The 14,493-nt window shown below is 72.8% G+C and carries 3 protein-coding genes; 2 read left to right on the forward strand and 1 reads right to left on the reverse strand.

Going from position 1 to position 14,493, the window contains the following annotated elements:
* Positions 1-7 precede the first annotated feature (7 nt).
* Positions 8-13,471, forward strand: coding sequence for an amino acid adenylation domain-containing protein (locus ACQRUO_RS02945; protein ID WP_428314082.1), 13,464 nt, complete (start codon positions 8-10; stop codon positions 13,469-13,471).
* A gap of 62 nt (positions 13,472-13,533) precedes the next feature.
* Here the strand turns inward: ACQRUO_RS02945 and ACQRUO_RS02950 are convergent, their stop codons facing one another.
* Complete coding sequence (locus ACQRUO_RS02950; protein WP_428314083.1) at positions 13,534-13,887, reverse strand: DUF6343 family protein; 354 nt, start codon at positions 13,885-13,887, stop codon at positions 13,534-13,536.
* 219 nt (positions 13,888-14,106) lie between these two features.
* Here ACQRUO_RS02950 and ACQRUO_RS02955 point away from each other — a divergent pair, with 219 nt between their 5' ends.
* Entirely contained in the window at positions 14,107-14,265 is a 159-nt protein-coding gene (locus ACQRUO_RS02955) for a hypothetical protein (protein WP_428314084.1), read from the forward strand.
* The last annotated feature ends 228 nt before the right edge of the window (positions 14,266-14,493 follow it).

Below are 14,493 nucleotides of genomic sequence, written 5' to 3' on the forward strand. Positions count from 1 at the left end.
AGTTCTGATGTTCCCCGTTTCTTTCGCGCAGCAGCGACTCTGGTTCCTGGGCGAGCTGGAGGGTCCGAACGCCACCTACAACATCCCGCTCTGCCTGCGTCTGACCGGCGAGTTGGACGCCGCGGCGCTGGATGCCGCGCTGCGGGACGTGGTCGGGCGGCACGAGGTGCTGCGCACCGTCTTCCCGGCCGTCGACGGCGAGCCCTGGCAGGAGATCCGCGAGGCGGACACGGTCGGGTCGCTGCTGACCGCGGTGCCGGCGGACGGCCTCGACGAGGCCGCCCTGCACGCGGCCCTCGCCGAGCGGTCCCGGCACGCCTTCGACCTGGCCACCGAACTGCCGTTGCACGCCTGGCTGTACGCCATCGCGCCCACCGAGCACGTGCTGCTCCTGGTGGTGCACCACATCGCGGGCGACGGCTGGTCGATGGGCCCGCTCGCCCGGGACGTGTCCACCGCCTACGCGGCCCGGCTGGCCGGCGCCGCCCCGGACTGGGAGGAACTGCCCGGCCAGTACGCCGACTACGCGCTCTGGCAGCGCGAGCTGCTCGGCGAGGAGAACGACCCGCAGAGCGTGCTCTGCGAGCAACTCGCCTACTGGCGGACCACCCTGGCCGAGCTGCCGGAAGAACTGGCGCTGCCCGCCGACCACCAGCGCCCGGCCGTCGCCGGACACCGTGGTGGCACCGTCGAGTTCGCCGTGCCGGCCGAGCTGCAGCACGCCGTGGTGGAGCTGGCCCGGGCGGAGAACGGCACGGTGTTCATGGTGCTGCAGGCCGCGGTGGCCGTGCTGCTCTCCCGGCTGGGTGCCGGGGACGACATCCCGATCGGCACCGCCGTCGCCGGGCGGATGGACGAGGCGCTGGAGGAGCTGGTCGGCTTCTTCGTCAACACCCTGGTGCTGCGCACCGACCTGTCCGGCGACCCGACCTTCCGCCAGTTGCTCGGGCGGGTGCGCCAGGCGGGTCTCGGGGCGTTCGCGCACCAGGACGTCCCGTTCGAGCGGCTGGTCGAGGACCTGGCGCCGGCGCGCTCGATGGCCCGGCACCCGCTCTTCCAGGTGATGCTCTCGCTGCAGAACAACGCCCAGCCGGTGCTGGAGCTGCCCGGGCTGACGGCCGTGCCGCTGGCCGGCGGGCAGGCGCCGGCCAAGTTCGACCTGAACTTCACCTTCGGCGAGACGCCGGAGGGCATGTGGGGAACCCTCACCTACGCGCTGGACCTGTTCGAGGCGGCCACCGCCGAGCAGATCGGCGAGCGCTTCGTGCGGGTGCTGCGGGCGCTGGTCGCCGATCCGGAGCGCCGGGTCGGGGCGGTCGGGGTGCTGGACGAGGCCGAGCGGCACCGGATCCTGGTCGAGTGGAACGACACCGCGACCGTGCTGCCCGAGGGGTCGCTGCCGGAGCTGTTCGCGGCACAGGTCGCGCGGACGCCGGAGGCGGTCGCGCTGGTGGCCGGGGAGGCCGGGGAGGTCACGCTGACCTACCGCGAGCTGGACGAGCGCGCCAGCCGACTGGCGCGCGTCCTGGCCGCCCACGGGGTCGGTGCGGAGACGGGTGTCGCGGTGCTGATGGAGCGCTCCGCCGACCTGGTCGTGGCACTGCTGGGCGTGATGAAAGCAGGCGCCTACTACGTTCCGCTGGACGCCCGCTACCCGCAGGCCCACCGCGAACTGATCGTGACGGAGACCGGCGCCAAGCTCGTCCTCACCGACGCCACACTGCAGGCCGAAGCCGAGAAGCTCCCCGTAACCGTCCTGCCGATCGCGGACGCGGACGTCGACGAGGCCGACTTCCCCGTTCCGGCAACCCACCCCGAGCAGTTGGCGTACGTGATGTACACCTCCGGCTCCACCGGCCGCCCCAAGGGCGTCGCCGTCACCCACACCGACGTCATCGCCCTCACCACCGACCGCCGGTTCGCGAGCGAGGCCATGACGCGGGTCCTCCTGCACTCCCCGCACTCCTTCGACGCCTCCACCATGGAACTCTGGGTCCCGCTCCTCACCGGCCGCCAGATCGTCGTCGCCCCCGCAGCAGACCTCACCGCCGACACCCTGGCCGACCTCATCGCCCGACACCAAATCACCGGACTCTGGCTCACCGCAGGCCTGTTCAGCCTCATCGCCGACGAACGACCCAACGCCTTCACCAACGTCCACCAAATCTGGACCGGCGGCGACGTCGTCTCCCCCACCGCCACCACCCGCGTCCTCACCACCTGCCCCGGCACCACCATCATCAACGGCTACGGCCCCACCGAAACCACCACCTTCGCCGCCACCCACACCATCACCACACCCCCCACCGGCCCCATCCCCATCGGCCACCCGCTGGACAACATGCGCGCCTACGTCCTCGACGCAGGCCTGCACCCCGTACCCGCCGGCTGCGTCGGCGAGCTCTACATCGCCGGCGCCGGCCTCGCCCGCGGCTACCTCAACCGCCCCGACCTCACCGCCGAACGCTTCACCGCCGACCCCCAGGGCCCAGCCGGCACCCGCATGTACCGCACCGGCGACCTCGCCCGCTGGACCACCAACGGCACCCTCGAATTCACCGGCCGCACCGACCGCCAGATCAAACTCCGCGGCTTCCGCATCGAACTCGACGAAATCGAACGCGCGCTGAGCGCTCACCCGAACGTCGCGCAGAGCGTCGTCCTGGTCCGCGACCAACGCCTGATCGCCTACCTCGTCACCAACGCCGACCTCGACCAGACCCAACTACGCACCGACCTCACCGCAACCCTCCCCGCCTACATGGTCCCCTCCGCGATCGTCGTCCTCGACGCGATCCCCCTCACCGTCAACGGCAAGCTCGACCGCAAGGCGCTGCCGTCCCCCGTGCTCGCGCCGGTCTCGACGCGAGCACCGCGCACCCCGCGCGAGGAGGTGCTGGCCGGGCTCTTCGCCGAGTTGCTCGGAGTGCCACAGGTCGGCATCGACGACAGCTTCTTCGACCTCGGCGGCCACTCCCTGCTCGCCACCCGCCTGGCGAGTCGGATCCGCACCGCGCTGGACGTCGAGCTGCCGATCCGGGCGCTCTTCGAGGCACCGACGGTCGCCGCGCTGGCCGATCGGCTGGACGCCGCCGGGGCCCGGAGCCGCCCCGCCCTGACCGCGGGCCCCCGCCCCGAGCAGGTACCGCTCTCCTTCGCCCAGCAGCGCCTCTGGTTCCTCGGCGAGCTGTCGGGGCCGAGCGCCACCTACAACATCCCGCTGAAGCTGCGCCTGACCGGCACCCTGGACGTCACCGCCCTGGACGCCGCGCTGCACGACGTGGTGGCCCGGCACGAGGTGCTGCGCACGGTATTCCCGGCCGTCGACGGCCGCCCGCACCAGCAGGTGCTGCGGCCCGGCGAGTTCGGCGCGCTGCTGACCACGGTGACGGACGCCGACGAGCAGGCCGTCACCGCCGCGGCCCGGCACACCTTCGACCTGCGCAACGAACTCCCGTTGCACGCCTGGCTGCTGAGCATCGCGCCCACCGAGCACGTCTTGGTCCTGGTGCTGCACCACATCGCCGGTGACGGCTGGTCGATGGGTCCGCTGGCCCGTGACGTCTCCGCCGCCTACGCCGCCCGCCTGGCCGGCCGGGCCCCCGCGTGGCAGCAGCTGCCGGTCCACTACGCCGACTACGCGCTCTGGCAGCGCGATCTGCTCGGCTCGGCCGACGACGCCGACAGCCTGCTCGCCCGGCAACTCGCCTACTGGAGCACGACGCTGGCCGAGCTCCCCGAAGAGCTCGCCCTGCCCACCGCCCGCCCCCGCCCCGCGGTGGCCAGTCACGACGGCGACACCGTCGCCCTCGCCATCCCCGCCGAACTGCACACCCGACTCGTCGAGTTGGCGCAGGCCGAGGGCGTGACGGTGTACATGGTGCTGCAGGCGGCACTCGCCGTCCTGCTCTCCCGCCTCGGCGCCGGGACCGACATCCCGATCGGCAGCCCGATCGCGGGCCGGACCGACGAGGCTCTGGACGACCTGGTCGGCTTCTTCGTCAACACCCTGGTGCTGCGCACCGACCTGTCCGGCACCCCCACCTTCACCGACTTGCTGGCCCGGGTGCGCGAGACGAGCCTGGCTGCCTTCGCCCACCAGGACGTCCCGTTCGAGCGCCTGGTCGAGGAGCTTGCTCCGTCGCGCTCGATGGCCCGGCATCCGCTCTTCCAGGTGATGCTGTCGCTGCAGAACAACGCCGCCGGGGTGCTCGAACTCCCCGGCCTGGCGGCCTCGCTGGTGCCGGCCGGAGAACTGGCCGCGCGCTTCGACCTCTCCTTCACGCTCGCCGAGGAGTTCACCCCCGACGGCGCCCCCGCGGGTCTGCGCGGCACGGTGACTTTCGCCCGTGACCTGTTCGACGCCGAGGACGCCGCCACCTACGCCGAGCGGTTCACCCGCGTACTGCAGGCGGTCATCACCGACCCGACCCGAACGGTCACCGGCATCGAGCTGCTGACCCAGGCGGAGCAGGACCGGATCCTGGTCGACTGGAACGACACCGCGCACCAGGTACCCACCGGCACCCTGACCGCCCTGATCGAGGCCCAGGTCGCCCGCACGCCGGATGCCACCGCCCTGCTGTCGGGGGGAGTTGAGCTGAGTTACGCCGAGCTCAACGCCCGAGCCAACCAGCTGGCCCGCCACCTGGTGACCCAGGGCGTCGGCCCCGAGTCGGTCGTCGCGGTCCTGATCGAGCGCCGCATCGAGCTCATCGTCGCCCTGCTCGCCGTCCTCAAGGCCGGCGGCGCCTACCTGCCGATCGACCCCGACTACCCCACCGACCGCATCGCCTACATGCTGGCCGACGCCCACCCGGCCGTCCTCCTGACCACCCGGCAGAGCGCCCACCTCACCGACCAGGAGCACCTCCTGATCGACGACCTCAACCTCACCGCACCCGACACCACCGCAAACCTCGACGTCGCCGTGCTGCCCCAGCACCCTGCCTACATCATCTACACCTCCGGCTCCACCGGCCGCCCCAAGGGCGTCGTCCTCCCACACGCCGGCCTGGTCAACTACATCTCCCGCGCCGCGACCGCCTACCCGGAGGTCGCAGGCAGCACCCTGCTACACGCCTCCATCTCCTTCGACGCCGGCGTCACCGCCCTCTACGGCGCCCTCACCTCCGGCGGCCGCATCCACATCGCCGCCCTCGACGAGCAGCTGCCCGACGCCCTCGGCACCGACCGACTCACCTTCCTCAAGACCACCCCCAGCGGCCTGGCCTACCTCGACGCCCTCACCGACCGCCACACCCCCACCGGCCGCCTCATGGTCGGCGGCGAAGCAGTCAACGCCGCCCAACTCACCGACTGGCGCCACCGCAACCCCGGCATCGCCGTGGTCAACCACTACGGCCCGACCGAGGCCACCGTCGGCTGCCTCGACCACCTGCTCGATACGAGTGAGGCGACCGAGGGCGCTGTCGTCCCCATCGGCCGTCCGATGTGGAACACCCGTGCCTACGTGCTCGACGACGCCCTGCGCCCGGTCCCGATCGGCGTCGCCGGCGAGCTGTACATCGCCGGCGCCCAGCTCGCCCGCGGCTACCTCGGCCGCCCCGCCCTGACCGCCGAACGCTTCGTCGCCGACCCCTACGGCCCGGCCGGCACCCGGATGTACCGCACCGGCGATGTGGTCCGCTGGAACCGGCACGGCCGGGTCGAGTTCCTCGGCCGCGCCGACGACCAGGTCAAGATCCGCGGCTACCGGATCGAGCTCGGCGAGATCGAACATGCTCTGACGAACCATCATGCCGTCTCCCAGGCAGCTGTCCTGGTCCGCGACGGTCGCCTCATCGCGTACCTCGTCCCGCGCTCCGGCGAACTCGACCAGACCCAGCTGCGCGACCACCTCGCCGCCACCCTGCCCGAGTACATGCTCCCCACCGCCCTCGTCGTGCTCGACACCCTGCCGCGCACCGTCAACGGCAAGCTCGACCGGAACGCTCTGCCCGCCCCCGAGTTCACCACCCACACCGGCTACCGAGCACCCTCCACCCCGCACGAGGAAATCCTCTGCGCAGCCTTCGCCGAGGTCCTCAACATCAGCCAAGTCGGCCTGGACGACAACTTCTTCGAACTCGGCGGCCACTCCCTGCTCGCCGTCGCCCTCGTCGAACGCCTCCGCACCCGCGGCATCCAGGTCAACGTCCGCGCCCTCTTCTCCGCCCCCACCGTCGCCGCCCTCGCCCAGGCCGCCACGGGCGGCACCGAGGTCGAGGTCCCGCCGAACCTGATCCCGGCCGGCGCGCGGACGATCACCCCCGAGATGCTCACCCTGGTGGACCTCACGGCGGAGCAGATCGCCGGCATCTCCGCGGCGTTCCCGGGCGGCGCGGCCAACATCGCCGACCTCTACCCGCTCGCCCCGCTCCAGGAAGGCATCTTCTTCCACCACCTGATCTCCACCGGTGAGGGCGGCGACGACCTCTACGTGTCACCGACCACCCTCACCTTCGACACGCGCGAGCACCTGGACGCCTTCCTGGCCGCGCTGCAGCACGTCGTGGACCGCCACGACATCCTGCGCACCGCGATCCACTGGCAGGGCCTGCCCGAGCCGGTCCAGGTGGTGGCCCGGCACGCCGAACTGCCCGTCGTCACCGTCGAACTCACCGACACCGACGACCCCACCACCGAGCTGGCCACCGACCCCGCCGCCGAGCTGGCCGCCGCCTGCCCCCGCACCCTCGACCTCACCGCCGCGCCCCTGCTGCGCGCGACGATCGCCGCCGAGCCCGGCACCGCGCGGTGGTTGCTGCTGCTGCACCGCCACCACCTGATCACCGACCACACGGCCATGGACATCCTGATGGCCGAGATCCGCACCGTGCTGGACGGCCGCCGGGACGAGCTGCCGGCTCCGCTGCCGTTCCGCGACTTCGTCGCGCAGGCCCGCCTCGGCATCTCGCGCGCCGAGCACGAGCGGTTCTTCGCCGACCTGCTCGGCGACGTCGTCGAGCCCACCGCGCCGTTCGGCCTGCTGGACGTACGCGGCGACGGCACCCGGGTCGCCGAGGCCCGGCGCGCCCTGCCCGCCGAGCTCGCCGCGCGGCTGCGCGAGCAGGCCCGGCTGCTCGGGGTCAGTGCCGCCACCCTCTTCCACACCGCCTGGGCCCGCGTGGTCGCCGCCACCGCCAACCGCGACGACGTGGTCTTCGGCACCCTGCTGTTCGGCCGGATGAACGCCGGCACCGGCGCCGACCGGGTCCCCGGCCTCTTCATCAACACCCTCCCCGCCCGCCTGAACACCGCCGGCCTCAGCGTCACCGAGGCGGTCCACGCGATGCGCGGCCGCCTCGCCGACCTGCTGGTCCACGAACACGCCCCGCTCGCCGTCGCCCAGCAGGCCAGCGGCATCGCCGCCCCGGCCCCGCTCTTCACCACGCTGCTCAACTACCGCCACGGCGGCGGCCCGGCCACGGGCGACGCCGCGCCCGAGCCGGCCGGCATCCAGGTCCGGCACGGCCACGACCGCACCAACTACCCCATCACCGTGTCGGTCGACGACTTCGGCAGCGACTTCGGGTTTTCGGTGCAGGCCGCCGACCCGATCGATCCGGAGCTGGTCTGCACGCTCTTCGACACCGCGCTGCGCGGCCTGATCGAGGCGCTCGCGACCGCGCCGGAGAGCCGGTTGGACCGGATCGACGTGCTGACCGACGAGCTGCGCCGGACCCAGCTCACCGAGTGGCGCGGCGCGCCGGTCGAGACCGTCCCGAGCACGCTGCCCGCGCTCTTCGAGGCGCAGGCGGCCCGCACCCCGGCGGCGATCGCCGTCACCGAGGGGCCGCACGGCCTGAGTTACGCGGAGTTGAACGCCCGCGCCAACCGGCTGGCCCGGCTGCTGGTGGAGCGCGGTGTGTGCCCGGAGACGCTGGTGGCGGTGCGGATGGTGCGCTCGGCCGATCTGGTGGTCGCCCTGCTCGCCGTGCTGAAGGCCGGTGGCGCCTACCTGCCGATCGACCCGGACTACCCGGCCGAGCGGATCGCCTACATGCTGGCCGACGCCCGCCCGCTGCTGACCGTCACGGACCGTGCCGACGCCGCGGGTCCCAGCCTGGTCCTCACCGACCCCGCCACCCTCGCCCACCTGGCCGAGCTGCCCGGCACCGACCTCGCGGCCGCCGACCGCCGCGGCGAGCTGCTGCCCGAGCACCCGGCCTACGTGATCTACACCTCCGGCTCCACCGGCCGCCCCAAGGGCGTGCTGATCCCGCACACCAACGTCGGCCGGCTGATGGCCGCCACCGACCACTGGTTCTCCTTCGGCACCGAGGACGTCTGGACCTGGTTCCACTCCTTCGCCTTCGACTTCTCGGTCTGGGAACTGTGGGGCGCACTGCTCCACGGCGGCCGACTGGTCGTGGTGCCCTCCGACGTCTCCCGCTCCCCGGCCGACTTCCTGGCCCTGCTGGTCCACGAGCGCGTCACCGTGCTCAACCAGACCCCGTCCGCGTTCTACCAGCTGATCCAGGCCGACGCCCAACACCCGGAGCTGGGCGCTGACTTGGCGCTGCGCACGGTGGTCTTCGGCGGCGAGGCGCTCGACCTGCCGCGCCTGCGATCCTGGTACGCCCGGCACCGCGACGACGCGCCGCTGCTGGTCAACATGTACGGCATCACCGAGACCACGGTGCACGTCAGCTACGCGGCCCTGAACGCCGACCTGGTCGGCTCCGGCGCCACCGGCAGCGTGATCGGGCGCGCCATCCCCGACCTGCGCAGCTACGTGCTCGACGGCGGCCTGCGGCTCTGCCCGCCCGGCACCGCCGGCGAACTGTACGTGGCCGGCGCCGGGCTGGCCCGCGGCTACCTGGGCCGACCCGCCCTGAGCGCCGAACGCTTCGTCGCCGACCCCTTCGGCACCCTGGGCGAGCGGATGTACCGCACCGGCGACGTGGCCCGCTGGAACCACGACGGCGAGCTGGAGTTCGTCGGCCGCGCCGACGACCAGGTCAAGATCCGCGGCTACCGCATCGAGCTGGGCGAGGTCGCCGAAGCCCTGACCGCGCACCCCGCAGTCGCCCAGGCGACCGCGATCGTCCGCGAGGACACCCCCGGCGACAAGCGCCTGGTCGGCTACGTCGTCCCGGCCGACCCCGCCCAGCGCCCCGACCCCGCCGAGCTACGCCGACACACCACCCGCCACCTGCCGGACTACATGGTCCCAGCGGCGGTCGTACTGATCGACCGGCTCCCACTGACCGTCAACGGCAAGCTCGACCGCCGCGCCCTGCCCGCCCCCGACTTCACCGCCGCCGCCACCCGCCGCGGCCCGTCCACCGCGCGGGAGGAGGTGCTCTGCGAGGTCTTCGCCGAGGTGCTGGGCCTGCCGCAGATCGGCGTGGACGACGACTTCTTCGAGCTCGGCGGCCACTCGCTGCTGGCCGTCTCGCTGGTGGAGCGGCTGCGCTCCCGCGGCGTGCAGGTCAACGTGCGGGCGCTGTTCACCACGCCGACCGTCGCGGGCCTCGCGCAGGCCGCCACCGGCAGCGCGGTCGTCGTGCCGCCGAACCTGATCCCGGCCGGGGCGACGGTGCTCGAGCCCGAGATGCTGCCCCTGGTGGAGCTGAGTGCCGAGGAACTGGCCACGATCACCGAGGCGTTCCCCGGTGGCGCGGCCGACATCGCCGACGTCTACCCGCTCGCCCCGCTCCAGGAAGGCATCTTCTTCCACCACCTGATGTCCGCGGGCGACCGGGCCGCCGACGTCTACGTGCTGCCGACCGTGCTGCGGTTCGACTCGCGCGAGCGCCTGGACGCCGTGCTCGGCGCGCTCCAGCACGTCGTCGACCGGCACGACATCCTGCGCACCGCCGTGTACTGGGAGGGCCTGCGCGAGCCGGTCCAGGTGGTCGCCCGGCACGCCGAACTCCACGTCCGGCAGGTCGAGATCGAGGGCATCGACCCGGTCGCCGAACTGCTCGCCGGCTGCCCCGCGGCCATGGACCTGAACCGGGCACCGCTGCTGCAGGCGTGGATCGCCGCCGAGCCCGGCACCGACCGCTGGCTGCTGCTGCTCCAGCGCCACCACCTGACCACCGACCACACGGCGATGGAGGTGCTGTTCGCCGAGATCAACGCCGTGCTGGAGGGCAGGCAGCAGGAGCTGGCCGCACCGCTGCCGTTCCGCGACTTCGTCGCCCAGGCCCGGCTCGGCGTCTCCCGGGCCGAGCACGAGCGGTTCTTCGCCGACCTGCTCGGCGACGTGGACGAGCCCACGGCGCCGTTCGGCCTGCTCGACGTGCGCAACGAGGCCGCCACCGTCGCCGAGGCCAAGCTGACCCTGGACGCCGAGGTCGCGGCTCAGCTGCGGGAGCAGGCCCGGGCCCTCGGGGTGAGCCCGGCCACCGTGTTCCACGTGGCGTGGGCGCGGGTGGTGGCGGCCACCTCCGGGCGCGACGACGTGGTCTTCGGAACGGTGCTGTTCGGGCGGCTGAACGCCGGCAGCGGCGCCGACCGGGTCCCCGGGCTCTTCATCAACACGCTGCCGGTCCGGGTCCCGACGGGCGGGGTGAGCGCACTGGACGCGACGCTCGCGATGCGCGGGCGCCTGACCGACCTGCTGGTGCACGAGCACGCCCCGCTCGCGCTCGCCCAGCAGGCCAGTGCCATCGGCGGTGGCGCGCCGCTGTTCACCGCGCTGCTCAACTACCGCCACAGCACGGCGGCGGCGCCCGACGCCGAGCCGAACGGCATCGAGGTGCTGCACAGCCACGAGCGCACCAACTACCCGCTGACGGTCTCCGTCGACGATCTCGGCACGGGGTTCGTGCTCACCGCACAGACCGTCGCGCCGATCGACCCCGCCGTGGTGTGCGCGCTGACCGGCGAGGCCGTCACCGGCCTGGTCGCCGCGCTGGCGACGGCGCCGCAGACGCCGCTCGCCCGCATCGAGGTGCTGGGTGAGTCGGAGCAGGCGGCGCTGCTCCGCGGCGGGCCGGCGACCGTGCTGCCCGAGGGGTCACTGCCGGAGCTGTTCGCAGCACAGGTCGCGCGGACGCCGGACGCGGTCGCGCTGGTGGCCGGGGAGGCCGGGGAGGTCACGCTGACCTACCGCGAGCTGGACGAACGCGCCAGCCGACTCGCGCGCGTCCTGGCCGCGCAGGGGGTCGGCGCGGAGACGGGTGTCGCAGTGCTGATGGAGCGCTCCGCCGACCTGGTCGTGGCACTGCTGGGCGTGATGAAAGCAGGCGCCTACTACGTTCCGCTGGACGCCCGCTACCCGCAGGCCCACCGCGAACTGATCGTGACGGAGACCGGCGCCAAGCTCATCCTCACCGACACCGCCCTGCGCGCCGAGGCCGAGAAACTGCCCGCCACCGTCCTCCAGGTCACCGAACTGGACCAGGACGTCGACGAGGCCGACTTCTCGATCCAGACCCACCCCGAGCAACTGGCGTACGTGATGTACACCTCCGGCTCCACCGGCCGGCCCAAGGGCGTCGCCGTCACCCACACCGACGTCATCGCCCTCGCCACCGACACACGCTTCACCAGCCAGGCCATGACGCGGGTCCTCATGCACTCCCCGCACTCCTTCGACGCCTCCACCATGGAACTCTGGGTCCCCCTGTTGACGGGCCGCCAGATCATCGTCGCCCCCGCAGCAGACCTCACCGCCGACACCCTGGCCGACCTCATCGCCCGACACCAGATCACCGGACTCTGGCTCACCGCAGGCCTGTTCAGCCTCATCGCCGACGAACGACCCAACGCCTTCACCAACGTCCACCAAATCTGGACCGGCGGCGACGTCGTCTCCCCCACCGCCACCACCCGCATCCTGACGGCCTGCCCCGGCACCACCATCATCAACGGCTACGGCCCCACCGAAACCACCACCTTCGCCGCCACCCACACCGTGAGCACCACGCCCTCCGGCCCGCTGCCCATCGGCCGCCCGCTGGACAACATGCGCCTGTACGTCCTCGACGCAGGCCTGCACCCCGTACCCGCCGGCTGCGTCGGCGAGCTCTACATCGCCGGCGCCGGCCTGGCCCGCGGCTACCTCAACCGCCCCGACCTCACCGCCGAACGCTTCACCGCCGACCCCCACGGCCCAGCCGGCACCCGCATGTACCGCACCGGCGACCTCGCCCGCTGGACCACCAACGGCACCCTCGAATTCGCCGGCCGCACCGACCGCCAGATCAAACTCCGCGGCTTCCGCATCGAACTCGACGAAATCGAACACGCACTCACCACCCACCCCGACATCCCCCAGAGCGTCGTCCTGGTCCGCGACCAACGCCTGATCGCCTACCTCGTCACCAACAACGACCTCGACCAGACCCAACTGCGCACCGACCTCACCGCCACCCTCCCCGCCTACATGGTCCCCTCCGCGATCGTCGTCCTCGACGCGATCCCCCTCACCGTCAACGGCAAGCTCGACCGCAACGCCCTCCCCGCCCCCGACCACACCCCGGTCGGCAGTCGGGCCGCCCGCACCCCGCAGGAGGAGGTGATCGCCGTCCTGTTCGCCGAGGCCCTCGGTCTGGAGCAGGTCGGCATCGACGACGACTTCTTCGACCTCGGCGGCCACTCCCTGCTCGCCGCCCGCCTGGTCGGCCGGGTCCGGGCCGCGCTGGGCGTGGAGCTGGCGCTGCGCGACCTCTTCGAGGCGCCCACCGCAGCCGGCCTCGCCGCCAGGCTCGGCGGTGACGCCGAACTCGGCGACAAGTTCGCGGAACTGATGCCGCTGCGCCGCGACGGCGACCTGCCGCCGCTCTTCTGCATCCACGCGGGCTACGGCGTCGGCCTCGGCTACAGCCGGCTGCTGCCGCACCTGCCGGGCCGCCCGGTCTACGCCCTGCAGGCGGCGAGCCTCACGCGCGCCGAGGACCTGCCGGAGACCGTCGAGCAGATGGCCGCCGACTACGTCGCGCTGATTCGCGAGGTCCAGCCGAGCGGCCCGTACCACCTGCTGGGCCACTCCTTCGGCGGTCTGGTGGTCTACGCCATGGCCGAGCACCTCCAGTCGCTCGGCGAGGAGGTGGCGCTGCTCGGCATCATGGACTCCTACGCGTACGCGGACTACACCGTCTCCGGCACCGAGCGGGACGAGCAGGAGACCCTGGCCGTCTTCCTGGAGATGTTCGACGCCGAACGTCCGACCTCCGACGGCACCCCGCTCACCCGGGACCAGGTCGTCCAGACCCTGGTCGACAGCTCCGCCGCCGCTTTCTCGGCCGAGGACCTGTTCGCCATGGGCGGGGCGTGGGAGCGCCACGTCGCCATGATGCGGACCTACCGGCCCGGCCGGTACCGCGGCGACGTGCTCTTCTTCACGGCCCTCCGCGAGCGCCCGGACGGCACGCCCGGCTCGGACGCCTGGCACCGGTACCTCGACGGCCGGCTCACCGACCACGAGATCGACGCCACCCACCACGGCCTGATGAACCCGCTCCCGATCGCCCGGATCGCCCACCTCATCACCAGCCACCTGGAGGCGTAGCCCTCATCCCGGCACTCGGGTGCCGACGTCCCCCACCAGGGGCGTCGGCACCCGGAGCCGGATCAGCGCCGCCACCGCCGCTGCTCCGCCATCCGGCGGCGGATGACGAACACGTCGACCAGGCCGATGACGGTGAACACGGCACAGAGCACCGCCAGCGCGATGTAGAAGGCGCGATCGGCTGCCGGGGCGGGCAGGGCGTTCGCCGCGAGCAGCGCGAAGACGGCCGTGCCGAGCAGGAACAACGGGATGAAGATCCGGTTCAGCACGACCCTGGCCCGCAGGTCACTCTGTGCCCGGCGCGGCTCGTCTCCGGTCCGCCGCCACCGCCGAGCGGCGGACCTGGCCCGCCGATCGGCTGCCGCGGCCCGCCAGTGCTCGGCCCAGTGGTGTCGGTGGTGGTGCGACTGCGACACCGTCTCCTCGCCCTTCGTGCGCCGTGTCCGTCATCCGTCCCCTACCCCCGCTGCCGGGGCGGCACGCGAGAACAGGACGAGTCGGACGCCGGCAAATACCCTGCGGGGTATATTGAGAGGAGGGGTCACCGCCCTACGGGCCACCGAACGAGGAGTCATGCGATGTGTCGACGCGCCGTCTGCCGCAGCTGCGGCAAAGCCACCTACCGGGGATGCGGCATGCACGTCGACCAGGTGCTCGCCGGCGTGCCCAGGGCCGACCGCTGCGCCTGCACCGCGGACACCAGTAAGGGCGCGAGCAAGGGCGCGAGCAAGGGCGCGAGCAGGGGCGCAGCCGAGGGCGGCGGCTTCCTGGCCAGGCTCCTGGGTCGCCGCTGAGGCCGGGCACCGAACCCGTCGGGGGGGGGGGGGGCCCCCCGGGCCGGGTAATAAACTTCCCTTGTTTTTCTGTTCTTCTCTTTTAAAAATGGCCCCCCCCCCCACCCCCCCCCCCCCCCCCCCCCCCCCCCCCCCCCCCCCCCCCCCCCCCCCCCCCCCCCCCCCCCCCCCCCCCCCCCCCCCCCCCCCCCCCCCCCCCCCCCCCCCCCCCCCCCCCCCCCCCCCCCC

The organism is Kitasatospora sp. LaBMicrA B282 (assembly GCF_050325825.1).
Classification (GTDB): Bacteria; Actinomycetota; Actinomycetes; order Streptomycetales; family Streptomycetaceae; genus Kitasatospora.